The organism is Xanthocytophaga agilis (genome assembly GCF_030068605.1).
Classification (GTDB): Bacteria; Bacteroidota; Bacteroidia; order Cytophagales; family 172606-1; genus Xanthocytophaga; species Xanthocytophaga agilis.
Genome location: NZ_JASJOU010000003.1, coordinates 324,653 through 349,851 on the forward strand (window position 1 = coordinate 324,653; position 25,199 = coordinate 349,851).

The 25,199-nt window shown below is 40.6% G+C and carries 17 protein-coding genes; 1 reads left to right on the forward strand and 16 read right to left on the reverse strand.

Annotated features, from left to right (window positions below; all coding sequences use genetic code 11):
• Nucleotides 1-88: 88 nt before the first annotated feature.
• Nucleotides 89-1,000: a helix-turn-helix domain-containing protein gene (locus tag QNI22_RS11760; protein WP_314510825.1), complete on the reverse strand. Its 912-nt coding sequence runs from the start codon at nucleotides 998-1,000 to the stop codon at nucleotides 89-91.
• 45 nt (nucleotides 1,001-1,045) lie between these two features.
• Nucleotides 1,046-1,879: an SDR family NAD(P)-dependent oxidoreductase gene (locus QNI22_RS11765; RefSeq protein WP_314510826.1), complete on the reverse strand. Its 834-nt coding sequence runs from the start codon at nucleotides 1,877-1,879 to the stop codon at nucleotides 1,046-1,048.
• Nucleotides 1,880-2,091: 212 nt separating this feature from the next.
• Here QNI22_RS11765 and QNI22_RS11770 point away from each other — a divergent pair, with 212 nt between their 5' ends.
• Complete coding sequence (locus QNI22_RS11770) at nucleotides 2,092-3,057, forward strand: SIMPL domain-containing protein (RefSeq protein WP_314510827.1); 966 nt, start codon at nucleotides 2,092-2,094, stop codon at nucleotides 3,055-3,057.
• Between the two features lie 54 nt (nucleotides 3,058-3,111).
• Here the strand turns inward: QNI22_RS11770 and QNI22_RS11775 are convergent, their stop codons facing one another.
• The 14 genes from QNI22_RS11775 to QNI22_RS11840 all read right to left on the reverse strand — a co-directional run bounded on the left by QNI22_RS11775 (nucleotide 3,112) and on the right by QNI22_RS11840 (nucleotide 25,139).
• A complete protein-coding gene (locus QNI22_RS11775; RefSeq protein ID WP_314510828.1) occupies nucleotides 3,112-3,774 on the reverse strand; it encodes a 3-keto-alpha-glucoside-1,2-lyase-like domain-containing protein in 663 nt (220 codons plus the stop codon).
• 120 nt (nucleotides 3,775-3,894) lie between these two features.
• Nucleotides 3,895-5,535, reverse strand: a complete 1,641-nt coding sequence (locus tag QNI22_RS11780) for an arylsulfatase (RefSeq protein ID WP_314510829.1) — start codon at nucleotides 5,533-5,535, stop codon at nucleotides 3,895-3,897.
• 90 nt (nucleotides 5,536-5,625) lie between these two features.
• Nucleotides 5,626-8,031 (reverse strand): tetratricopeptide repeat protein, encoded by a 2,406-nt coding sequence (locus QNI22_RS11785; RefSeq protein ID WP_314510830.1) that lies wholly within the window; start codon nucleotides 8,029-8,031, stop codon nucleotides 5,626-5,628.
• Nucleotides 8,032-8,114: 83 nt separating this feature from the next.
• Complete coding sequence (locus QNI22_RS11790; RefSeq protein WP_314510831.1) at nucleotides 8,115-10,583, reverse strand: TonB-dependent receptor; 2,469 nt, start codon at nucleotides 10,581-10,583, stop codon at nucleotides 8,115-8,117.
• Nucleotides 10,584-10,616: 33 nt separating this feature from the next.
• Nucleotides 10,617-12,044, reverse strand: a complete 1,428-nt coding sequence (locus QNI22_RS11795) for a sulfatase family protein (RefSeq protein WP_314510832.1) — start codon at nucleotides 12,042-12,044, stop codon at nucleotides 10,617-10,619.
• A 379-nt stretch (nucleotides 12,045-12,423) separates the two neighbouring features.
• On the reverse strand, nucleotides 12,424-14,247 hold the full coding sequence (locus tag QNI22_RS11800) for a sulfatase-like hydrolase/transferase (RefSeq protein WP_314510833.1): 1,824 nt from the start codon (nucleotides 14,245-14,247) through the stop codon (nucleotides 12,424-12,426).
• A 22-nt stretch (nucleotides 14,248-14,269) separates the two neighbouring features.
• Entirely contained in the window at nucleotides 14,270-15,913 is a 1,644-nt protein-coding gene (locus QNI22_RS11805) for a sulfatase-like hydrolase/transferase (protein ID WP_314510834.1), read from the reverse strand.
• Between the two features lies 1 nt (nucleotide 15,914).
• Nucleotides 15,915-17,201, reverse strand: a complete 1,287-nt coding sequence (locus QNI22_RS11810; protein ID WP_314510835.1) for a hypothetical protein — start codon at nucleotides 17,199-17,201, stop codon at nucleotides 15,915-15,917.
• A 7-nt stretch (nucleotides 17,202-17,208) separates the two neighbouring features.
• Nucleotides 17,209-18,651, reverse strand: a complete 1,443-nt coding sequence (locus tag QNI22_RS11815; protein WP_314510836.1) for a sulfatase — start codon at nucleotides 18,649-18,651, stop codon at nucleotides 17,209-17,211.
• 8 nt (nucleotides 18,652-18,659) lie between these two features.
• Nucleotides 18,660-20,075, reverse strand: coding sequence for a sulfatase (locus tag QNI22_RS11820; protein WP_314510837.1), 1,416 nt, complete (start codon nucleotides 20,073-20,075; stop codon nucleotides 18,660-18,662).
• 27 nt (nucleotides 20,076-20,102) lie between these two features.
• Complete coding sequence (locus tag QNI22_RS11825) at nucleotides 20,103-21,704, reverse strand: sulfatase-like hydrolase/transferase (protein WP_314510838.1); 1,602 nt, start codon at nucleotides 21,702-21,704, stop codon at nucleotides 20,103-20,105.
• Between the two features lie 47 nt (nucleotides 21,705-21,751).
• Entirely contained in the window at nucleotides 21,752-23,389 is a 1,638-nt protein-coding gene (locus QNI22_RS11830; protein ID WP_314510839.1) for an arylsulfatase, read from the reverse strand.
• Nucleotides 23,390-23,409: 20 nt separating this feature from the next.
• Nucleotides 23,410-23,901 (reverse strand): hypothetical protein, encoded by a 492-nt coding sequence (locus QNI22_RS11835; RefSeq protein ID WP_314510840.1) that lies wholly within the window; start codon nucleotides 23,899-23,901, stop codon nucleotides 23,410-23,412.
• A gap of 143 nt (nucleotides 23,902-24,044) precedes the next feature.
• Nucleotides 24,045-25,139 carry a sterol desaturase family protein gene (locus QNI22_RS11840; RefSeq protein WP_314510841.1) on the reverse strand — a complete coding sequence of 365 codons (1,095 nt, stop codon included), beginning with the start codon at nucleotides 25,137-25,139 and terminating at the stop codon, nucleotides 24,045-24,047.
• Between the last annotated feature and the right edge of the window lie 60 nt (nucleotides 25,140-25,199).

Below are 25,199 nucleotides of genomic sequence, written 5' to 3' on the forward strand. Positions count from 1 at the left end.
GAAAGAAAGGTTTTGGTAAATAGTTAACAAAGACGTATGAGATAGATGTGTCATTGTACTCAAACTAATCTCATGGTTACAGACTTACTCATTTTGATCTGACTTGCTGACGAAATTCGAGCGGGGATAGATCAGTCTTCTTTTTAAAGAGTTTGTGCAAGGATTGTGGATACTCAAATCCCAGCTGATAGGCAATCTCAGCCACACTTAGTTCAGAAAGAGTTAATAGTTCTTTTGCTTTCTCTATTATCTTTTGCTGAATATGTTGTTGTGCACTTTGTCCGGTAATAACTCGTAACATATCACTCAGGTAATTACGTGAGATATTTAACCGATCAGCAAAATAACTCACTCCTGGCAAACCATGTAGCTCGGCATCTCCATTCTCAAAATAGGAATCAAGCAGATTTTCAAAATCGATGAGCAGACTGTCATTCCCCTGCTTTCGGGTCAAAAACTGTCGATGATAAAAGCGATTACAATAACTCAATAACAGCTCTAGTTGTTTGATAATCACATCCTGAGAGAAACGGTCTACCACAGCAGAATATTCCCGTCTGATATCTTCAAACAATCGCATAATAATACGTTCTTCATCTTCTGATAAGTGCAAGGCTTCATTCACTGCATAAGAGAAAAAGCCAAACTGATGAATTTCGCTAGCCAATGAGTAGCCTTGAATAAAGTCCGGATGAAATACCAGCCACTGACCTTCAAGCTGCCAGTCATCTCGTATTTCCGTCACTACTACCTGCTTTGGAGCAAAAAATGTCATTACACCTCTATCAAAATCATAGTGGCGTTGACCATATCGCATCTTACCCTCAAAGTTTTTCTTGATAGCAACACAATAGAAATTATAGGCAACAGCTTCCAATGCACTATCATCAAAACAGGTAATGTCCTCAAAATCCATAATACTAATTAACGGATGCCTGGGGTTGGGTAGCTTCAGTAGCTTATGCAACTGGACAATGGATTGGATGTTATAAGGTTTCATAGTATATGCAGTCAAGAAGACAACTATATTGGCTCCCAGAAAAAGTTAATCGAAATTGGTAGAAAGTGTCAGATCTTTCCATTTCTCAAAATCTGCTTCCTCTACCTTACGCTGCTTTGTTACCAGTTCATACGTGTCAGGGCCTAATAACAATCGAACAGGTGGCTGTTCCATACGGCTCAGGTTAACAAGGATCTGAACCAGCTTTTCAGGATCTCCTTGTTGCTGTCCGCTAAACTGAGACCACATCTTCTCTGCTTCGTCCACACCATATACAGCAATCCTGTTTTTAACATACAGAATAGAATCCATAAACTCCGTTCTAAACTGGCCGGGCGCTACAACAGTTACATGAACTCCAAACCCTTTTACTTCCTGTGCCAGAGCCTCCGAAAGACCTACTACACCAAACTTGGCGGCATTGTAACTGCTGGCCTTCTCAAATCCAACATATCCGGCATTGGAAGAAATATTGATTATATGGCCGGATTGCTGCTTTCTCAAATAAGGCATGACATTTCGTATCACATTGACAGTGCCAAATAGATTGACATCCATTGTTTTCCGAAACTCTTCATCTGACATTTCTTCCATACTTCCTACCAAAGAATATCCAGCATTATTAACGACTACGTCTATACGACCAAACTCCTGTACTACACGATTAATAGCTTCTTTTACATCTTTATCAGAGGTGATGTCCAACTCTACCGGAAAAAGATTCTCTGTATTTGTGCCTACTTTCTTTTTCAACGCCTCTACATCCCGTGTAGTAGCAGCCACCTTATCTCCGATGGATAGAACAAGTTTTGTTAGTTGTAATCCAAGACCTTTGGAAGTACCTGTAATAAACCATACTTTTTGTTTTTCAGTATTCATATAATCCACTTTATAAGTTAGAACTCATTTTATGAATACAAAATTGAGGAAGTAATTTTTATCAGAAGTAGCCCAATTACGGAGAAGAGTGTCTGAACTACAGATATACACGTTACTATTTCTGAAAAGTTTAGCTTGGAAGTGTTCTCTTTTTAAAATGTTTTCCTACTAAACCACAAAATTCACCTACTTTTTATTAAAATCAGAAACACATGAAGAAAATAGCTGTTATAATTTGTGCATTGTTCATTACACAAACTTTATCTGCACAAAATGCAGGCAACCTCAACTACCATCAGAAAATACATTTTCCAAATGAAAACATTGCTCTTAATCACCCTACTACTGCCAACATTTTTATTCAAGTAAAGGGTCTAGCTAATATAAAAGCGGATGCATACGTAGCCATTTTTAGTGTAACGCAAACAGGCAAAACAACAGAAGAAGTCAATGAGTTACTAGACAAACGTATTACCCAGCCTCTAACAGAAATAAAACTAAAAAAAGAGGTAGAAACCTATACAGATATGGTTTCGTTTGTGCCCATTTATGAGTTTGAAATTGAGAAGAAATCATTTAGCAAACGAACCTATAACGAAATACCTACAGGATTTGAATTAAAAAAGAACATTCACATAAAGTTTTCTGAATCCTCTCAGTTAAATGATATCATTACCATCTTAGCAAAAAATGAGATATACGACCTGGTAAGAGTTGATTACTTTTCGAGTACTCAGGACGCTATGAAAAAAGATCTTATGACAAGGGCAAAACTTTTGGTACAGGAGAAGATGAAAAACTATGAAGCTCTTGTAGGCGAGTCATTTGTAAATGTAGAAAAACAACTAACAGATGGGTATCGGGTTGCATTACCTGTTGAGATGTACAATTCCTATGAAGCATATAGCAGTTCTGCATTGAATCTAAGAAAACCAGCGACTATAAATCAATCAGCCAAATCGACAACATTATACTATCAACCCATTGTCGACAAGGAGTTTGACTTTGTAATTAACCCTGTCATACTGGAACCTGTTATTCAGATATTATATGAAGTAACAGTAATGATAAAGCGGGAGAAAAAATCAACCACAAAAGATGGCAAAGAATATATACTTGTTACACCCAATGGCGAAATGAAAAATCTGGATTTGAAGAATGAAAATGAAGGATATTAAAAAATAGTACCAACAACAAAGGAGAGTTTGAGACTCCTTTGTTGTTGCATTTATTCATTGTCTTATTATTTTTAGATTCTTGAACTCTCCACCAGAGCCAGCCCCTACCCATAGTCCAATCTTCCCATCTTTGCGGTCATTAAGCTTTTTTATAGTAAGAGAGGCTGTCTTGATGTCGTTCACATAGACCTGCACTGTCTCTCCTACCACTTCTATGCGAGCATGAAACCAGCCATTGGGATCAGGAGGAGAAATGACGGCCTTTTCATAGATTCCATTTCTCTCTTCTCTCAATTTAGACCAGGTATAGACTGGATGGCTTATATACTGCACAGCATGGATTTTACGTACCGAATCCTTTGCATGAAAATTAAACGGACGGAAATAAACAGCGTCATAGGTTGAGTCATTTATACCATGAAAGGCAACGCCTAAAAAACTACGTTGCAAAATATCTTTTCCTTTCAGGTCTATTTCTATGGTTCCACTGGAAAAACTGACTCCATTTAGCCAAACCAACCCTTCAGAAGAATCTTTCTCATCCAGCATTACTGCTTTTTTGTTGTCAGACAAACGGGCAGTACGATTATAGACTGTCAGTTTCTTTTGTTCCAGAAGTAATGCCAGATCATAACTGGTAGTCTTTTGTGCTTGTACAAGAGATGGGACTAATCCCAATAAGGCATAGGTTAGCCAGAGTAGATGATGTCTTTTCATAAAGTTGCAGTGTTAAATAAGGAAATAACAATGGTATACGAAAAATGCTTAAAATGCAACTACCTGTCTTCTATACTTACATAAAAGACAGGTAGTGTATAAATATTCGTGAAAGTACGTTTACTGAGCAGTCCTCTGTGCCTGTGCAGAGGATGAACTTTGTCCAGGAATCACCATTGGTTGAGCAGGTTTTATTTTATCATAGTCTACTACACCTGTCTTTTCAGCCCACTTAACGTAATCAGCAGACAGTTCATTTACTATTTGTGGATTTTGAGCTGCTACATTTTTAGTTTCGCCACGGTCACTTTCCAGATCATATAGTTCCCACTGGTAAGCTGGGAAGGTGGAAACAATCTTCCATTTTCCTTTATGTACAGCCCTGTTACCAGCACGTTCCCAGAATAATGGCTCTCCACGGTTTACTTCTGAAGCTTTTCCCGTCAATACAGGTACAAGGCTTTTTCCCGCTAGCTGATTGGCTGTTACACCATTATAAGTAGCAGGATACTTGGCTCCTGCCAATTCATAAAAGGTTGGAGCCAGATCAATTAGATGTCCTGTTCCTTTTACCAATGAACCGGCTTTAATCTGTTTAGGAAGCCAGGCAATAAAAGGAGAGCTAATACCGCCTTCATGCATATTGTTTTTGTATTGGCGTAAAGGAGTATTCGATACATATGCCCAGTTTTGCTCCTGATAGTCATACGATCCTGGTGAACCAATAGGACCTGTATTACGCTGTGGTTTACGACCAATACCTGCAAATCCTCCCTGAGCCCCATTGTCCGAAATAAAGATAATCAACGTATTGTCATCCTTTTTCAGCTCTTTCAAGGTATTTAGTACCCGGCCTATACTCTGATCTACCCGATCCAGCATCGCTGCATATACTTCCATTTTGGCTTTCCAAAGTTGCTTTTGATCATAGGTTAGATTATCCCAGAGAGGAACTTCCGGATCACGTTCTGCTATCTTTTGTGTAGGTTGTAATATGCCTAGTTCTTTCTGGCGAGCCAGTCGTTGTACCCTGAGTGAATCCCAACCAATATCATATTTCCCCTTGTACTTTTCAATGTCTTCAGGCAATGCCTGTAACGGCCAGTGAGGTGCATTGAATGCCAGATACAGGAAGAATGGCTTATTCGTCTTATTTTGATCTTTTAAAAATTCAATGGCATTATCTGTGATTGTATTGGTCAAATATTCACCTTCTTTCAGCTTCAGTTTTTTGTTATTTTTAATCAGTACAACAGGAGGAGCCTGTCCATATTTGCCAATGTCAAAATAGTTGCTGGCACCTGATACAAAGCCATAAAACTGCTCAAATCCCCGCTGATTAGGCCAGGCAAGACTATCCTGTCCCAGATGCCATTTACCTGACATAAGAGTACTATACCCATTTTGTTTCAACACTTCGGCCAGTGTCAGCGACTCCTTGTTCAGATATCCCTGATAGGCAGGCAATCCCAGATTCACATCAAAATATCCCACACCTGCCTTGTGCTGGTATTGCCCGGTCATCAGAGAAGCACGGGTTGGGGCACAAATGGAGTTATTGTAAAACTCCCGGAAACGAATGCCTTCATTAGCTAGCTTATCCAGGTTAGGGGTTTGGATCTCAGAACCATATGAACCAATATCTGAATACCCCATGTCATCGACCATAATCAATATAATGTTCGGCTTAGCCGATTTCTGTGCAACTGCCAGAGACATAGCTGTCAGGACAACTGCCAGAGAAAAAAAGAATTTCTTCATAATGAACTACCATAAATTAGATTAATAAGAGGTTGTGGATGTATTGTAGAGATGTTTGCTTCTAAATAAAATTGTCGCATGTATGATACCTTATGGAATCATTTGTTTCCAGCGGGCAATAGCTGGGTCATTAGGATATAAACCTGCATATTGCTCACTGTATGATCGTGCTTCTGCAAAGTTTCGGGTTTCAATCAGCCATTCCACCAACAAGCTAAGCAAATCTCCATTGTTAGGTAGATGTTCCAACGCTTGTTTTAAAGCTGCAATCCCTTGTAGGGGCCCCGCTTTATCATGTAAAGCTACTGCGTAAACATAGGCATATTGCACATTATCCGGAGAGAGACGAATCGCTTCTTTCAGTAAAGGAAGTGCCTGGTTTACATCTCCCAGACGAACATAGGCCAATGCCAGTGCATAACGCAGGTCAGCTCCTTTAGGAACAAACTCCAATCCCTTATTCAATGTCTCTACAGCCAGCACATCATTTTTCGTTAAACGATAATAGTCTGCCAGGTTTACATACCCTGCTTCAAATTTCCGATCCAGTTCGATAGCTTTGAGCAACCAGCTACGAGCTTCGTTCCACCGTTGCTGACGCAAGTACAAAACACCAAGCTGCGAAGAATTGGATGGAAAATCAGAATGTAAACGCAAAGATTGTTCATACTCCCCCAACGCTCTCCCCCATCTCTGGCGATCAGTATCATTCAATTGCTCTGCTGGCATATCAGCCAGTATAGCTACCGTTTCCATGCGAACCATACGATTGGCATCATCCAGCAATGCATTGGCTAATCGCCACCTTTCTCCTGGTTCTACTGTCTCAAGTAGCTTTACAGCCTCTGAACGTACTTTTGGTGCAGCATCCTGCATTAGGAGCTGTGCCAGAGCTATCACTTCTGGTCTTGCTTCTCTTCGTAACAAAGAGAGAGAACTAGCTCTAACGATAGCAGATTGTTTTGTATCCTTTGCCAGCGTCATTAAAGCCTGGTCAGCATTGGGTTTGCCGGAAGAAGCCTGATGGAAGGTATTTGCCCAATGAGGTCTTTGTCTCCACTCATTGCCATACCACTTATCCAGTGCTTTTGCAGCCCACTGATTGTTCTTTGCCGTATGACACGACACACAGGCATTCGGACTTTGTGTAGTCATGCTCAGATCCGGACGTGGCACTTGAAAGCTGTGATCACGACGTTCGTCTACACCCATATAGGTACGGGTGGGCATATGACAACTTACACAGGAAGCGCCAGCCGTAGCTGCCTGATGAAAATGGTGCTTGGGTGTATCAAAAACTGCCGGACTATGACAACGTCCACATAGTGAATTGTCAGAAGCCAGAAGCTTACCTGTATGTGCATTGTGACAATCTACACAGGTAACCCCATTAGCATACATCTTACTTGCATGAAATGTATTCCAGACATATACTTCATCGTGTTGCTCACCTGTAGCCCAGAATAAAGGTTCTGTCAAAACTGCAGGATTATGATGTTGGGTAAATTCATCTGCAGGAGAAGCATTCCATCCATCTGTCAGCTGACTACTACGCGCATGGCAGGCAGCACATACATTTTCAATAGCCGGATTAGGTCCTTTAACCCGATGCGCAATGGGAGCATTATCAGCAAATTGCCAGTCACTAGACCATCCGGACCGAAGACTAAAAGCAAAGCCTTTTTTGGCATCTGTTTCCTTTGAAGCTGCTTTACTCCACTCAATATGCCCAGACGCAGGCCCATGACAAGATTCACATCCTACACTCAACTCTTTCCATTCGGTATGATATGCCTTTTGTTCAGGGTCCCAGTTTTTCTTCAGTGCTGTCGAATGGCATTCTGCACACATCATATTCCAGTTCTGGTAAGGCCCAGTCCAGTGAAGCTGATCCTTGAAATCAATTTTTTCGTCCGGATACATATGAAACCATCTCTGTCCGCCCTCCTCTTTCTTGCGCGAATCCCAGGCAATGGGAATAGCCTGCATACGCCCTCCCGGAAACTGAACCAGATATTGTTGAAGTGGGTATACACCAAATGTGTAACTTACCTTATATTCAGTCAGTTTACCGTCTGGTCCATCGGTTTCAATAAAGTAATCATTTCCCTTTTTATAGAAACGACTCTGGATAGTATTATATCTGAAAGTAGCCTTATTGAAATTACCCAGCACAGTTTGTGCATTGGCTTCCTGAATAGCTTGGGCATGATGTGAAGAATTCCACTGTGTTTGTTGCTCAGCATGACAGCTTTGACACTGTTTACTACCAACATAGGTTGCCAGAGATACATTATTAGTGGAAGTATCAGCTTGTTCTGCATTCTCCTTCTGTGAACAGCTTATCAAGAAAAAGGAATAGCCAACACTTAACACAATAGCTGTTATTCCTATCCACAAAGTTTTTCGGGAAGACAAGCTACTTTTATTTGTTAAGTTCTTTGTAGGTTTGCTTGTAAACTCTGTTTTCGTTTCTTTCTTACTCGTTTTGCGCATTGTTTTTCCTGTATTTCATTCACACAAGGATATAGAATTATATATCTCCATCTAATTATAGATCCTTTCAGAGAATGCTTGTCCTAAAATTCCTTTTCTCCAAATTCACTTTCTGTAAATTTCAGTTTTTTGCTTAGCTTATTAAACTGATAACTGAAATTAAGTCGAAACACATCTACTTCCTGAATATAATTGGTAGATGTGTAAAAATTGCTACCATGTGTTGTCAGTCTCTGTTCATTAGAACCCAACATGCCTAAATCTATATTCTGCCATTGCAGGCTTACACTTCCCTGGCCTTTCCACAAGGTTTTCTTTAGTGTAGCACTGGGTATCAGAAAACGAGAGTCTTCTCCCTGAGCTGTCACCGTGCGGGAAGTATAGTTTACATTTACCTGAAAAGTAAGAGAAGGAAGAACTCTGATAGTAGTATTTCCATTGACAGAATAATTAATGCTGTTTGTTTTTACAGCCGTATTAAATACTCCCCCCCGAATGGCATACTGGTATACATTTCCTCCAGCAAAAAAAGTCCACCATTCAGCAAGTTTCAAATCCAGGCCTGCTTCAATACCATATGATGTAGCATTGCCAGCATTAGTATATGTACGAATGAGAATGGTGTCATTGTAAACAGTATTGACACGGTTAATCACATGTTGTACACCCCGGTAATATACATTCGCAAATACAGAATGAAATCCTATATTTTTAACAACTCCTACCTCTGCCAGGTCTATGTATTCAGGTAGTAGTTTAGGATCACCTACTTCCAGTACTTCAGAATGCCTTCTCGCTGGAAAAGGGTTCATCATATTGGAAGTAGTATGTACAATCCTACGACTATACCCTGCTTTCAATTTAAAGTCCTTCGTGATTGTATAGAGCAAATTGGCAGAAGGAAACAGGTTAACCCGATTAAAAGTATAGGGTGTAGAGGTACTCTTATCTTCTAATGTACGATCAATAAACTCCGTTCGTAATCCAGCTGTATAGCTGAGTTTACCTATCTCAGCAGAATACTGTCCGTAGAGAGAATGAATATGTCGGATCAGTTTCACCTCATTGCTCAAATCCTCTCGTACCGACCAGGTTTTGGAAGAGGGGTTGTATTCTCTGTATGTAAAATCTCCTTTATGCAATAAATACCGATATTGATATCCGCCTTCAAATTTTCCTTTTTTCCCAATTGACTTACTATAATCTGTTTTAAATCGAAATCCATCCAACGGATTGCTTTCATCCATAACCGCCTGGTTATATAATTGAGAATGCAACTCCGGATTTACATCTTTGTTGTTTGTAGGTCCACCCAGAATGGTTTTCTCATACAGAGCAGATACTGTCAATACAGATTTATCGGAAAACAGATGAGAATAGTCCAGATTCGAAACAACAAAATCTCCTCTGCGTTCACGCAGATTCTGATTGAAGTAATCAAATGAATTTAGCAGCTCTCCTGTTGCTTCGTTGCTTCGTTGCTGTTTATAAAGGATGTCAGCCTTCCGAAATTGACTTTTTTTGCCTGCATAGAAACCTGCTTCAAGTGTATTGGAAGGACTGATCTGATACGAAGCCACTCCTTTTACAGAATAAGAATAGGTATAATAACTTCTTTCTCCCAAAGAAGGGAATGTTGTATAGATAGTATTCAAATATGTTTTAGCTTCTCCATCCCGGTACCCGGCAATATCATCACGTTTGTAATTGGCACCCAACGATACATTCCACTTAGCCTTTTTGTAGTTGGCAGTTACATCTCCTCCAAAACGGACAGGCCTGTTTTCATTGCCATAGTCCTGTACACTAGGCAAACCTATCTGAGCATTTGTCAGAATGTAATAACCATCTGTTGCCCCTTTTTTAGTGGTAATATTGATGATACCTGATTTTCCATCCGGATCGTATTTGGATGAAGGAGTAGTAATTACTTCCACATTTTCTATGGTATTGGCAGGAAGTTGATTCAGTATAATTCCAGGATCGGACTGAACTGGTTTTCCATCCAATAATACAATGAAACTGGAAGAACCCCTCATCGTAATATCACCTTCACTATTAACAGATATAGAGGGAAGATTTTTCAGTACATCTGTAGCTGTTCCTCCCTGAGCAGACTGAAATTGTGCAGCATTGTACACCTGTTTATCAATATGATGATAAGTAGCTGCTTTTTCTCCTTTAATAATGATCTCATTCAGTAAAGCAGGACTAGCTTCCAGGGCAATCTGGCCTATAGTATAGACTTTATCTCCTGATATAGTTATAGGAGGTACCTTAAAAGGTTTATAGCCCAAAAACTGTACAATCATATAATATCTTCCAGCTTTTATGTCTGTAAGAGTAAATGTTCCTTTTGCATCAGCAGCTGTTCCAGCGACCATTGAACTGTCTTGTAAACGATGCAATGTAACAGTTGAGAACTCCAGAGGATGTAATTTGTTTTTATCTACTACACTACCCTGAATAGACGTCTGTGCTACTGTTTCCTGTAAAAGGAGCACAAGTAAAAATCCTATATAAAATACTTTTTTGTATATATAAGGTATCATATTCTGACAGATTAGTTATACCAGGTATTCTATTCATTGAAAGGAATAAACAGATGCTTTTTTACGCAGCTTCTCTACAATATCCGGATAGGAGGCTGCTATATTCTTCTGTTCAGATGGATCTTTTTCCAGATCAAATAAGAGTCCCTCTCCTGCCGGATCTCCTGTTTTCACGCCAGGAAACTGATTGGCTTTCGCCTGTTCAAAAGGAGCAATGATAGTTACGCCATCAGGGCTACGAGGATCTATCCAAGTTGAATCTGAGGGTAACTGTGCTGATTCAGGAGAATGTATATGTAACTTCCATTTGCCACTACGTACAGTATACAATTTGTCTGTATAAAAGGAAAATAGCGCATCGTGCGGTGTTTTCGCATTGGATACGCACAACGGAAAAATGTCTTTTCCATCCAGTACATGATCTTTGGGTAATGGTATACCTGCCAGCTTTGTGAGAGTAGGAAATACATCTATCACTCCAGCTGGCTCTTTGGATACATGTCCAGGCTTTATATGTCCCTTCCATTGCACAATAAAAGGTACTCGTATCCCTCCCTCCCAATTCTGAGTTTTCATACCACGTAATCCTCCTGAACTTCCTCCAAACCAGGGACCATTGTCCGATAGAAAGATCACAATTGTATTTTCTTCCAGATGGTATTCCTGTAACTTTTTCATTACCTCTCCTACAGACCAATCCAGTTCCCGTACAGCATCAGCATACAGATCACCTTTGGTATCAGGTGTATAAAACTCTTCTGATACTGCCATTGGTTTGTGAGGCATTGCATGGGGCAGATAAAGAAAAAAAGGCTTATCCTTATTTTTGTCAATAAACTCCAGTGCTTTTTGTGTATAGCGTTTTGTAATAGTAGTTTGTAATACTGGGTATTCAATTACTTTATCGTTTTCCATTAACACAACCGGACGCATATCATTGGAGTAAGGGATACCATAATACTCATCAAATCCATGACGGCTAGGAAAAAACTGTGGTTTATGCCCCAGATGCCACTTTCCAATGATCTTTGTGGCATATCCAGCTGATTTAAGAACTTCACTCAGAAGTAGTTCATTATCCGCAATCCCTACATCATCTCCTCCTCTGTATGTCTGAAAACTAGCTCTCACTTTTTCCGGATTAGGATTGGCAGTCATTCCATGACGTATAGGATATCGGCCTGTTAGTAATGAAGCACGAGTAGGTGCACAATACGGTGTGGGAGTATAAAAATCGGTAAGTTTAGCACCTTGTGCAGCTAGTTTGTCAATATTGGGTGTCTGCCACTGTGTTTGACCATAGGAAGAAAGATCTCCATAACCAAGGTCATCGGCCAAGATCAGAACAATATTAGGGTGAGAAGCTTTATCAGGTCTTTTTTCTTCGTTTGTGAAAGACAACAAACCTAGCCCTAATACTATGATTGTACTACCGAAAAAGATCAGTAAAGATTGTTTCATCAGGATGTAAGTGGTATGGATCGGTTTACTATCTCTTCTGTCAGTTTCACCTTGAATAGAGGTTTATCTGCTATTGCCAAAACTTTTCTTCTATGAGCTGAAACAGTTTGATAAATAATACTATTAGAAAAACTATATTGTATATTTGTGATACATGAAATAGTATGGCAGAGAGAGACAGATAAACAATAATCTGCAGTATAAATGCCTGGTTACTAAAACTTTTGTTTGATAGCAATAAAACTCTAGTAAATCTATAGACAAATGTAATAGTATGATTTTTATTTCCAATCATCTCAAAAGAATTTCTTTTGAGATGATTGGAAATAAAAATCACAAGAAAGAACAATTACAGACAGACGCTTATCAATTCATTCTTTCAGCGAACAAACGCCTCTGTAAAATTCCTGGCAGCACGGACATCATAAGTATCTGAAGGCTTTCCAGGAATTAGTTTTTTGGCAACAGGAATAGCAGGTGTAGCATCTTGTCCAAATGTTTGCAAAACATTCAACGCTTGTAATCGCACAAATTCATTCGAGTCCTCCAGGCTTTTAATCAGGGTATTGATAGCATTATCCTTTTCACCTATATGATACAAGGCCTCAGCAGCTGCAATCTGCACTGCAGGTTCTACATCATTTAATAATTCAGTTAACTGCACCTTTGCTGCTGTACCAGCTTCTTTTAATACAACACATCCTGTAGCAGCCCAATACCTCACAACCGGATCAGCATCTGTAAGACGCTTAATAAGTCCATCTTTGTATTTTAGATTACGTGAGGATGCCCAATCTGCAGTTTCCTGAATCTTATCCAGTGAAAAACCATTGGTGCGAGCATAGGTATACAATGGTCCCTGCGCTGCTTTTCGTGATAGAATCGCTTCAGGTATAAATCCAACATCCCTACTCTCCTTTATGTATTTCTGATTGACTTCCCGGAAGCGAAGCAATATTTTTTCATACTGGGGCTGAGAAGCCAGATTAGTGATATTATGAGGATCGTCTTCTATGTCATACAGTTCCTCAGCAGGCTTTGGCTGCCAGAAGCGAGATTGTATTTCATTTAAACGGCCTGCCTTGTATTCTCTTTCCCAAGATTGTATAGAAGGGGCTTTCCATAAATAATCCAAATGCTGACCATAAATTTTATGCGGCAAATAGTTACGGATGTAGCGGTACTTTTTATCCCGAACAGATCTAACCATATCGATACATTCATCCATACGCCCCCGAAAAGTGAAAGCATATTGTCGGGGAGCTTTTTGCTGTCCTCCTAAAAAAGCTTGTCCTTGCAGATATTCCGGTACTGGAATATCCAATAGGCTAAGAATGGTAGGTGCAAAATCCAGAAACGTAACCAAACGATCCGTTGAAGTACCAGCCTTACCAGATGCCAGATGGGCATACTTCTTTGGAAAACGAATAATCAAAGGAATATGCAAACCAGATTCATACATAAAGCGTTTGCTGCGACCTAATACACCACCATTGTCACTGTAATAAAACACGATAGTGTTTTCATCCAAACCTTCTTCTTTCAGCTGTTGGAGTAACTTACCAGCTTGTGCATCCATTGTCTCAATCTGGTCATAGTATTGAGCCCAGTCGTGTTTAAATTCAGTGGTAGGCGGATGGTAAGGTGGAAGAGGAACTTTATTTGGATCATGATGCAGAGAATCTTTATACCGATGAATGGAACTTTCATGGGAGACATTCAGATTAAACACAGCAAAAAAAGGCTGTCCAGCTTTCCTGTTTTTATATGAAGCCTTATCACTGGATTCATCCCATGTCTCCAGCTGGTCTACTGTATTGTAATCCTTTTTTGCATTGTTAGTGGTATAATACCCTGCTTCACGCAGATATCTTGGAAAAAACTTCACAAAGTCAGGTACTGGATACGTACTACGCATATGTTCTGTCCCCATAGCAGGCGGATACATACCTGTAATGAGTGTAAATCGGGAAGGGGCACATACAGGTGCGGTAGAAAAAGCATTCGTATATCGAACACCCTCTTTGGCTAGTTTATCCAGGTTAGGAGTTGTCGCAAATTCATCTCCATAACAATGCAGTAAAGTTGTATTGTCTTCACTTACAATCCAGAGAATGTTCGGTCGGTCGGTTTGTTTTTGTGCCTGTACAGTCAGTGTTACTACAACAAGCAACACACATAGGATATTTTTCAGGTTACTCATGTCTTAACTAAATATAAAATAGTTATAAATTATATCGATCTTCCACTCCATCAAACTCGTTCCGATAATAACCAGTGCTGGGCCATAATGGCTTCACTAGTCCTTTCTCCCACTCATTCAATGTCCTTTGCAGGTCTTTTACTTTCTCAGGATTAGAAGCAGCCAGATTGTGTTTTTCTTCTTTGTCCTTGATCAGATTATACAAGGCAGTAATATTATCTTTTTCATTGATTACCAGCTTCCATTCACCTTTACGAACGGCTTTATTTGAGCCAGCACGCCAGAATAAAGTCTCATGTGGAGTTGCAGAATCTGGTTTAGCAAGAAAAGGAATCAAATTGACCCCATCATATTTTCGTCCGGATGGCAATGCAGAACCTGAAACAGCAGAAGCTGTAGCAAAAATGTCCAGTGAACTAACAAGTCTGTTATCTGTAATTCCTTCCGGAATATGTCCTTTCCATTTAACAACGTAAGGCACATTAATTCCACCTTCATACAGTGACAATTTGCCTCCTTTCAAAGGAGCATTGCTGGTAGCATCAGTATAGGTAGCCCCACCATTGTCACTCAAAAACACAATTAGGGTATTGTCTTCCAGCCCTGCATCTCTGATCTTTTGATGTATCTTTCCAATAGCCCTATCCAAGTACTCAATCATAGCATAGTACACAGCTTTATTCCGATCGACTCCTTGTGCTTCGTATTTTTCTATATCCTTTTTGTAGGCTTGAAAAGGAGTATGTGGAGCATTGAATGGGACATACAGAAAAAATGGTTTCTCACGATGTTGATCAATAAACTGTACAGCTGCTAGCTGGTTAGTCAAATAGTCTTTGGTGTGTATAATTTCATTTCCTCTTCGGACAAGAGAATTGCCTTGTCCACCTAAATCCCAGATATGTGAATCCATCACACCTTTGTGATGAACATTCACCAAGCCAGGACTTGTCGTATCTGTATACCAGGCAAACGCGTCATAAAAACCATAATGGTAATCAAAACCTCGCTTTAGTGGCAGAAAATCTTCATTGCTACCCAGATGCCATTTTCCAATGATACCTGTCGCATATCCGTTTTTCCTAAGCAAGTCGGCAATTGTAATCTCACCCAGCGGTAATCCCTGCCGGGCTACGTTTTCAGGTGTAGGGATACCTGTATTATTGGCAAACTCTAATTGTTGCTTATCAATAAATAACCCTGCAAGCAGTTGCTGCATCCGATTTTTCGGGTAGCGATTCACAGGTTGTAATTCATGTCCAAAGCGTTGCTGATAACGACCTGTAAGCAATCCGGCACGTGAAGGACTACAGATAGCAGCTGTAACATATCCTTCTGTAAAGGTTACACCTTGAGCAGCCAGACTATCAATAGCCGATGTCTTCACAATTTTATTTCCATATAAGGAAATATCCGTCTTGCCGAGATCATCGGCTACCAATACCACAATATTAGGTTGACGTGCCACAGGTCTGGAAGCAATAGGAGCAGTCAGAAAGGTATTCTTTTCCTGAATAGCTTTTTTATCAACAGGTAGATCATAGTCATGAGAAGCCAATGGATATAACAAATAGCCCAGTAGTATTGCTAGTCCTATACCTATGATTCCAATTCGTCGAATGGTTTTTGATCGTTTTGAGCGAGGTTGTATTACAGGTGAGGTCATGTTATTTGGAAAGCTGAAGTTCTAATTCGAGTGTTTTTTGAATGGAATGTGCAATCTCTTCCAGAAGCTGTGGTGAAGTTGTGGTTTCATCATCGGAAGGCATATGATGAAAGGTGTGCCCATAGGCAATACCAAAGAAACGTTTGTATCCATGTGCCGAAACCACACTTAATTCTCCTAAGGCCTGATCTTTGACTTTCCATCTTTTTCCTGGTTGCCCTTCAAATCCGGCCAGAATACTGGCCTCCATATTTTCACTATACATGATATTTCTCAATGAATCTACCGTATTTAGTTTGGTTCCTCCCGAGGCAGAGGATTTCCACTCACGGGTAGCGATACCAGCACCTAAGTGTAGCCATAGGTACACATCTTCTGGCTTGGGAGCGTGTTGGCCAATAAATACATGAGCTCCTGTATTATCCAGTTCATGCCCTGAATTAGCTGTAAAAAGAAAGGTATAAGGCAAATTCTGTTTACTAATCCATTCTGCCAATGCATTAAAAATAGCTACTCCTGGCCCTCGTTCACCACCACAGGTAAACCATCCGCTAATCGGTGTAGAGATAATCACATATTTTTTGCCCGAACCAATCTTACCTATTATACTTCGCGCCTGTACAGCTTTGATTGTACCTTTTATTGACAAGGTAACAGGTGTTTTCTGAGCAACTGCCTTTAGTATATGTACAGAATCTTTAGGAGCTATTATCACCACAGGCACTTTCCAGGGTTGCAGATCCCTGGTGGTATTATAAGCTACGATCTCTCCTACTTTATTGGTGGAGATAGCAATGATTGCCTGTGCACCTGCATTGACTACAGAGTCCAGAAATTGAATAATGGATTTTGTGATTTGTCCACCCGGAGGCAACCGGACCAATGCAACTTTATGCCGGATGTCTGTCTTTGCATTGCCACTCAAATCGACAACCTCGCTTTTCACCTTTACCGCCGGATCTTTCACATACCAGAGAGGAAAAGCCTCTACAGAATGACCTTTGATATCCACTGTTACCTTCTCCAGAAAAAATTGCTTTACAGGAAAATAGGTAAAAGAAGTCTGAAAACCATTTACCTCAAGCTTCTTTTGTATCCAGGTAGAGGTTTCAATATCACCTTGTGCAGCCGTACGATGAACACCAAACGAAACATATTTCTTTACATCTGCATATAGTTTCTCTCCCTGAAAAGGATCTGTAGATTGAGCATTCACAACTTGTGTATATGCTCCAATCATACAAATCCAGAGGTACAATAAAAGTTGTCTGAGTGTAGTATTTCTCATAGATAATTCATCGAGTATTGGCAGAAATCAGCTTTACAGTTTTCCATCCTTTATCCAGCGTCTGTTTAAGCTGCTGCTGAATGGTGCTATAAGCAGATTTTCCAGCCAGATTGGTAAATTCATTGGGATCTTTCTTCAAATCATATAACTCCACTTTATCTGTACCCCACTCTGTATATCGATACTGTTCTGTACGTACACTCTTGCCCAGTACCCCTTCATGCACAACCTCTGAAAATACAGCCTGTTTCCACTTTTTTTCAGGAGCATTCAGCAAGGGCACAAAACTTTTCCCTTCCAGATCCGAAGGAGCTTTCAAACCAGCCAGTTCGGCAATGGTCGGATAAACATCTACATATTCAATAAATCCTTTAGCTTCCTTTCCTTTCACGGCCTGTGGTGTATACAAAAGTAAGTTTCCATGTGTGGCTTCTTCAAACTGGGTTTGTTTATGCCATAGTCCTCTGTGTTCTCCATTATGATAGCCATGATCTCCCAGAAAAATCACAATAGTATTGTCCCATAGTTTGTATTCATCCAGCTTTTGCAGCAGTTTACCTACCTGTGCGTCCATAAAGGAGATACTGGCATAGTAGCCTTTAATTTTATCTATAGTTTCCTGATCCGTCAGTGAGTCAATTTTCGTCAGCGCAATAGGTGGAATATCATCCAGATCATTGGCCGGAGAAACCGGTACTTTTATTGAAGCATTTTTGTACAGATCAAAATACTTCTTTGGCACATCATATGGCGCATGAGGTCGGCGAAAGCCTGTTGCAATAAAAAACGGTGTATTGGATTTTACCCGTTGTTCCAGAATAGCCAGAGCTTTGGTAGCCACTAATCCATCTCCGGTTTGCTCATCTGCTACATTCAGAATAGCCCATTCCTGATTAGCACTACGGGCAGGCGATGTCTTTGGATCATGTGCCAGACGGATTACTTCGGGATCTTTTACATCAACCAGTTCATTGTACTGAAATGACCAACTGGCAGTGTCTATATTGAAGTCACCTTGTGGTACCCCATCTTTTACAAATCGTTGAGAATGGAAAATCTTACCAATCTGTGCAGTATAGTAGCCGTTCTGTTTAAATAATTGCGGTAGAAAAACAGTAGACTGTAAATGCGTACGGGGAGGAGTATTATTATCCCGTATTCCAGTGGTAGCAGGTCTCTTTCCACTCAACAATGACGTCCGCGACGGGCTACACAAAGGATACTGACAGTACGCATTTTTAAAGTTAACAGACCGGGCAGCCAGTTTATCCAGATTAGGGGTCTGTACAATAGGATGTCCATTGTATCCTGACTTGGTATTATAATCATCTGCGTAAATCAGCAATACATTAAGCTTTCCGGATTTCTTTCCCTGTTGTGCAGATACATTACAGGAGATCAGCAGAGCAACTAATACTAGTACTTTGCTAACAAAATATAACATCTTCATAACTCTTATCAGGATTTGTTTTTGAGAGCGTAACCTTTGTGAAGTAACTCAGCCAGTTCTTTTACTGTAGCTGCATGGGAACTTTGTTTTGCCAGATTATTAAATTCATCCGGGTCAGTCTGATGGTCGTATAATTCGATTCCTTGTCTGCCTTCATCCCATTCCGTATATCTATATCGTTCCGTACGCACACTGCGCCCCATTATGTCTCCACGTCTTACCTGTGTATAGGCAGGTTTGTCCCAGGTAGCGTTGGGATTTTTCAACAAAGGCACCAAACTTTTACCCTGTAAGTCTGAGGGAGGAGTCAATTCACAGAGTTGTGCCAGCGTAGGATACAGATCTACTAATTCTACTGTGCGGAGAGAGGCTTTTCCCTTTACACCACCAGGAACAGAGATAATCAAAGGCACTCGTGCCGAATTTTCAAACAAACTCTGTTTCATCCACTGTCCATGCTGCCCCAAATTGTATCCATGATCACTCCAGAGAACTACAATTGTATTATCTCTGAGTTTCAACCGATCCAATGCATCCAATACTTTACCTACTTGTGCATCCATAAAGGAAATAACGGCATAATAAGCCCGTTGAGCTTCACGTCTGTCTGCTTCATTCAGGCCCCAGTGTGAAGGTTTTGTAAATAGTGCTGGCTCAGGTATGTCCTCTAAATCATTTTCCTTTTCTTTAGCCAAGGTAACTTTCTCAGGAGAGTACAGATCAAAATATTTCTTAGGTGCTACATAAGGTGTATGAGGTCTGAAGAATCCTACTGCCAGAAAGAAAGGTTCGTTTTTCTTTTCTTCCAGCAGTTTAATCGCTTCTGCAGCAATCAGGCCATCTGTCTGTTCCTCATCTGAACCTTCATCTGCCCGCCACGACAAAGCACTTCCCAGGTTTCGGTCAGGTGTGAGGTTTTTGATTGTCGATTCTGCTACTTTATCCCGACCTTTCGGATTGATGCGGTGATGCCAGGATAAGGAGTCATCCAATCCATTGGTACCTATTTGACCAGGAACGCCATAATGATATATCTTGCCTACCCGTGCACTGTAATAATGGTTATTCATGAAAAGCTGTGGCAGTGTTACTACATCCGGAAGGTTTTTACGAAAGTGCGTTTGCAGTTCATAAATTCCTGTCACGTCTGGTCTCTGCCCTGTCAGTAGAGAAGATCGGCTGGGACTACATAGGGGAAACTGTGTATAGGCACGATCAAATCGGACTCCTTGTTTTGCCAGTCGGTCGATGTTAGGTGATTTTACTTCTTTACTTCCATAGCAGCCCAGCTCATTATTCAGATCATCAACTGCTATAAATAAAACATTGTATTTTGGTTTAGACTGAGCATATGTCAGTGATAGGTTCCCAGCAAAGACAACGAGTGCCAGGAAACAAAACTTTCGAAAAAAGGATGTTTTCATGTCAGGAATGTAAGGATATACAATAGGTTAAGGTTGAAAGGAAACTAACTTGCCATCTACCAGTATTTCAGTAACCTTCGGACTTTTCCACCGAGGAGGGGAAAGTTCTTTTTCCCATTGGGCAAAATCATGACGCAATTCATTGACCACAGCAGGAAGCTGTGTAGCCAGATCGGTTTGTTCACAAGGATCTTTTTTCAGATCATATAGAAAAACAGTTTTGTCTCTGTCATTTTCCAATAGCTTATAGTCCCCCTTACGAATGGTCTTTACAAATCCATTGCGCCAGAATAAGACAGGATGCGGACTTTCAGGATTATCTCCTGAAATAAATGGCCATAAGTCTACTCCATCGTATTTCCGGTTAGCAGGCAACTTTGTCTTTGTTGCTGCAACAAAGGTAGGTAGCAGATCCAGGGTAGAAACCGGATGTTCGTATACACTACCCGGTTCGATCTTGCCAGGCCATTTAATAAAAAGAGGAGTACGAATACCGCCTTCATAATGTGTGAGCTTTCCTCCTTTGAAGGGCAGATTCAGATTTTCATATGTTCCATCATACACTGTTTTTCCTTCACCCTTTTCTCCAGGTTTGAGACTGTGATACGTAGAACCATTGTCACCGGAGAATACTACAATGGTATTTTCTTCCAGACCAAGTTCTTTGAGTTTTTGTGTAATACGTCCTACAGCCTCATCCAGTCCAAGTACCATTGCCAGCAACACCTTTTGTTGCGGATCACGAATCTTATTTAACTGTTTATAATCTTTTGTTACAGCCTGTAGTGGTGTATGAATAGCCCCAAAAGGCACATACAGAAAAAAGGGTTTGTCTTTGTTCTTTTCCAGAAAAGCTTCAGCTTCACGAGCAATGGCAAAGGTCTGGTATTCTTTTTCATCAACCAGTTTGCCATTACGGAATATTCCTGTAGCAATAGGGTCTCTTTGCCACTGATATTTTCCTGTTGAAGAAGGATAATGATGATATAGTCCGTTTTCATCCTTAAATGTCACAAAGTTCACATCTGATGAGTCAGTATAGTACAAAGAAGATCCTCCATACCAACCCCAGCTATAATCAAATCCTCTTTGATGCGGACGATAGCCATCATAAAATCCGGCATGCCATTTTCCAATAATACCTGTAGTATAGCCGTTCTGCTTCAGGATCTGGGCTATATTTAATTCACTTTCCGGGATACCCTGTGTCTTTACATCCAGCGAATCAATACCCAACTTTTTCAGATAGTCCAGTCCACCATCTCCTGCATAAGCAGAGTTATAAGGATAATGCAGGTGATTTTCGGAGCCAAAACGTTGTTGATACCGTCCTGTAAGCAATCCTGCACGGGAAGCACAACAGATTGGAGCCGTTACATAGTTTTGTCTGAAGCGAACGCCTCCTTTGGCAATGGCATCAATATGCGGAGTGCTTACCCATTTATTACCATTGACAGAAGGGACATTATTTCCAAAGTCATCTGCAAAAAGAAAGACAATGTTGGGTTGCTTTTCATCAGAATAGTTACTCCGTTTACCACTTGTACAAGCAGAGAGAACAAGACTGATGATCAGAAACAAGTATACCTCTTTCACAGAAAGAGGATAATGTATAAGAAAAGGTTTCATCGTGGTTTGTTTTGTATACTATGGATTGTATATAAGACAGCACTGGCTTATGGCGTCTTCTTCACCAGCGTATCCCATTCTACTACTCCTGCACGCCTGGCCCATGCATTGTATAAGTTTATCAGCTCCTGTAGTTTAGCGGGATTAGAAGATGCAAGATTGTGTAATTCTGTTCTGTCTTCCTTTATATTGTATAGCTCCCACTTATTCTCAGGGTAAAACGAAACAATCTTCCAGTCCCCCTGACGCACGGCCCGATTGCCTTGATGCTCCCAGAATATGATATCATTTCCTTTCCACTCCTTGCCATCCAGGGCTAATTTGAAAGATATTCCTTCCTGACTGATCAGCGTGTTACCTTTATAAGTCTGTGGATACTTTACTCCAGCCAGATCAAAGATGGTAGGCTGAATATCTATCACATGAGCTGGTGCAGGTACCAATCCTCCCGCCTGAATTTTTCCTGGAGCATAGGCAATAAAAGGTGTACTGATACCACCTTCATGCTCCCAGTGTTTGAAAGAACGGAAAGGTGTATTGCTTACATTCGCCCAGTTATATTCATAGGAAACATATGATTGCGGATTATCTGCTGTCAGAGGTTTTACTAGCGAAGCCGCCTCCGGAGTCTGTGACTTTGCTGAAAAAGCATATTCATGACTGGCACCATTGTCAGAAAGAAAGAATATATAGGTATTCTTGTCTACTCCAAGTTCAGTTAACTTAGTCAGAATACGACCAATATTATAGTCTAGCCGATCTATCATAGCGGCATATACAGCCATTTTCAGATCCCATGCTTCTTTTTCTGTCTGGCGGAGTTGGTCCCATCCGGGAATCAGGGTGTCTCTGGGAGACAATTTCCATTCCGGACGAATAACTCCCATATTCACTAAACGTTTATAACGTTCTGTGCGGACTACATCCCATCCCTGCATATATTTGCCTTTATACTTTTCAATATCTTCCTTGCGTGCCTGTATAGGAAAGTGAGGCGCATTGTAAGCTGTGAAAAGAAAAAAAGGTTTGTTGGTATTTTTTGTTTCGTCCAAAAATCCCAAAGCCTGATCTGTAAATTCATCTGTCAGGTAATAGGAGTCTGGTTTCTTATCTGTAGTATATGATTCCAGCTTCTGACCATTCTTTACAAAAAAGTTTAGTTCAGCCAGCTTGTAGGGATGAGGATAAAACTGATGGCTGGTTCCTCCTATCAGAGCAAAATACTTATCATATCCTCGGGCCCCCGGCCATTGTTCTGGAGTATTTCCTATGTGCCATTTTCCAGACATGAGAGTTGTATATCCTTGCGTCTTTAATCCCTCGGCAATGGTGATGACATTTTTATTCAAATATCCCTGATAAGCAGGTGTACCCAGGTTACCATTCATGCTACCTACTCCTGCCTGGTGCGGATACACTCCGGATTGCAATGCAGCACGTGTTGGACAGCAACGGGATGTATTGTAAAACTGTGTAAAGCGTACTCCATTGTTGGCCAGCTTATCCAGGTTTGGTGTAGGAATTTCCGAACCATAGGCTCCAATATCTGAAAACCCCATATCGTCAACCAGAATCAACACAATATTGGGTTTTGCCGGCTTAGGCTTACTTACTCCTGTTCCATAGGCGGATACATACAATACAAGGAGTATACTGAATGTAATATAGGTATAGAGATGTTTCATTGTGGTTTGTTTTTACATATCTATTCGGCATAACTAGATCGGAGCTTTACTCCCCAACGACCGTTTTCTTTTGTCAGAACATAGAGTGACTCATAACTTCCTATTTTGCTCCCATCTGCCCGATAGCGGGTAAACTGTGTGTCTACATGCACTTTGTCTTCTGAGGCATGTACAATATTCCGGTGATTCCAGATACTGTGATGCCATCCCTGCTTCTGGAGTGTACCAAATACTTGTACAGAATCGCGAAGTCCCGCATTTTCCAATACAGACATTTTTCCACTAGCCAGACGATAGTGAGGAAACTGATACGTACTCTCCCATGCTTTCAGATCCTTTGCATTAAAAGTTTCCAGGTACTGATCCAATACTTGCAAAACCTCTGTTTTGGTTTTTGGATCGATTTGATGCGAACCTTGAGTATCCTGAAAAATAGAAAATGCCGTTATGACAAAACATAAGCTCAGCAGAGAGCCCATTAGCAGTGAGCCGGCATACAAATCTCGTTTCATTCGACTTTTAAATCTATTGAGTGCCATTATCATCCTATTTATATATGAGATTTACCTCAATGGCGGTTTCTGAAGGTTAGGAAAACAAGAAAAGCTACCGACCTCATTCTGGTAAAGAATGTTGTCGGTAGCCAGCGGCTCAATTATGCGGTTGTTAACTTAGCTGTTGCTAATTCTGGCTTTAACTGAGTTTCATCTACCAGGGCAGGATCATCTCCTACTTCAGGTCCATTAGCAGAAAGTTCACTTCCTTCTTTTTTGGATTTAAAAATCGGCCATAGGAACTGTGCATACCACTCTTCTTCCTTATAGAACTTAATCCCATAGGAAGTAGGATACTGACGGGTGATAATGCCTGTCTTAAAAATCACATCCCACAAGAAAAACATATTACCAAAATTCCCTTTGTAGTATCCAATTCCGTCATCTGCTGTATCGGCATGGTGTGCATGATGAGTTGCTGGTGTAGAGATCAGTCTTTCCAATACCCAGGCTATAGGATGCAGGATTCTGTATTTGTAGAAAGGCTTATCCCACGGGATACTGGAATGAGCGGACAAGGTAATCAATGATTTAAGGACAGTTACAAACAATGCCTGATAGCCTAGTCCCAGATATACCAGTGTTGCAGTCAAATAAATCTGTGAAAAAAACACAGTATAAATAAAATTCTGACGGCTATTCATTGCCATTCCCATATAAGGAGCTGAATGGTGTGTACGATGAAAACGCCATAAAAACGGAAGCTGATGATGCAGTCTGTGATACCAGTACTGAGTCAGGTCATCGGCTACAGCTATCACAAAAAAACCACCCCAAAACGGAACCCATGAGAATGCGTTAGCAGCACCTGGCAACACTAATGGAAGCAGTTTCAGACTAAAAAATCCGGTTATGGAAGGAAGCAAAAGTTTTGGTACCAGAAAACACACAATGTCAATTTTCCGCTCGGTTGGAGTCCATTTATTATCATATAAACCTGCAACAAACTCCAACACACCTAATCCCAAAGCAATAGCTATCAATCCCCATGATTTCAGGTTGCGAAAAACAGGTTCCAGAAACTTTAGAAAAGCAGGAGCACTTACCTGTGCATAATCTTTTACCGGATTTTCCCAGGGTCTTTCGCCTGTAAACGCATAATAAAAAATCAGTGCAAAGACAGGCAATGCATATAAGCAGAGGCTAATCAGTGCATCACGTGTAATCTTTTTAGCTAAGGAGTGATCTAGAGACATGACTATGTGTTTAATGGTTTAAAAATAGAGTAAGAAGAAAAATGCCTCCCCCGATTATAG

Excerpts from the sequence above, each read along its gene's own strand:
- QNI22_RS11805 (WP_314510834.1), bottom strand. The coding sequence starts at position 15,913 with ATGACCTCACCTGTAATACAACCTCGCTCAAAACGATCAAAAACCATT.
- QNI22_RS11825 (WP_314510838.1), bottom strand. The coding sequence starts at position 21,704 with ATGAAACCTTTTCTTATACATTATCCTCTTTCTGTGAAAGAGGTATAC.
- QNI22_RS11830 (WP_314510839.1), bottom strand. The coding sequence starts at position 23,389 with ATGAAACATCTCTATACCTATATTACATTCAGTATACTCCTTGTATTG.
- QNI22_RS11820 (WP_314510837.1), bottom strand. The coding sequence starts at position 20,075 with ATGAAAACATCCTTTTTTCGAAAGTTTTGTTTCCTGGCACTCGTTGTC.
- QNI22_RS11775 (WP_314510828.1), bottom strand. The coding sequence starts at position 3,774 with ATGAAAAGACATCATCTACTCTGGCTAACCTATGCCTTATTGGGATTA.
- QNI22_RS11795 (WP_314510832.1), bottom strand. The coding sequence starts at position 12,044 with ATGAAACAATCTTTACTGATCTTTTTCGGTAGTACAATCATAGTATTA.
- QNI22_RS11835 (WP_314510840.1), bottom strand. The coding sequence starts at position 23,901 with ATGAAACGAGATTTGTATGCCGGCTCACTGCTAATGGGCTCTCTGCTG.
- QNI22_RS11760 (WP_314510825.1), bottom strand. The coding sequence starts at position 1,000 with ATGAAACCTTATAACATCCAATCCATTGTCCAGTTGCATAAGCTACTG.
- QNI22_RS11790 (WP_314510831.1), bottom strand. The coding sequence starts at position 10,583 with ATGATACCTTATATATACAAAAAAGTATTTTATATAGGATTTTTACTT.
- QNI22_RS11770 (WP_314510827.1), top strand. The coding sequence starts at position 2,092 with ATGAAGAAAATAGCTGTTATAATTTGTGCATTGTTCATTACACAAACT.
- QNI22_RS11815 (WP_314510836.1), bottom strand. The coding sequence starts at position 18,651 with ATGAAGATGTTATATTTTGTTAGCAAAGTACTAGTATTAGTTGCTCTG.
- QNI22_RS11810 (WP_314510835.1), bottom strand. The coding sequence starts at position 17,201 with ATGAGAAATACTACACTCAGACAACTTTTATTGTACCTCTGGATTTGT.
- QNI22_RS11840 (WP_314510841.1), bottom strand. The coding sequence starts at position 25,139 with ATGTCTCTAGATCACTCCTTAGCTAAAAAGATTACACGTGATGCACTG.
- QNI22_RS11780 (WP_314510829.1), bottom strand. The coding sequence starts at position 5,535 with ATGAAGAAATTCTTTTTTTCTCTGGCAGTTGTCCTGACAGCTATGTCT.
- QNI22_RS11765 (WP_314510826.1), bottom strand. The coding sequence starts at position 1,879 with ATGAATACTGAAAAACAAAAAGTATGGTTTATTACAGGTACTTCCAAA.
- QNI22_RS11800 (WP_314510833.1), bottom strand. The coding sequence starts at position 14,247 with ATGAGTAACCTGAAAAATATCCTATGTGTGTTGCTTGTTGTAGTAACA.
- QNI22_RS11785 (WP_314510830.1), bottom strand. The coding sequence starts at position 8,031 with ATGCGCAAAACGAGTAAGAAAGAAACGAAAACAGAGTTTACAAGCAAA.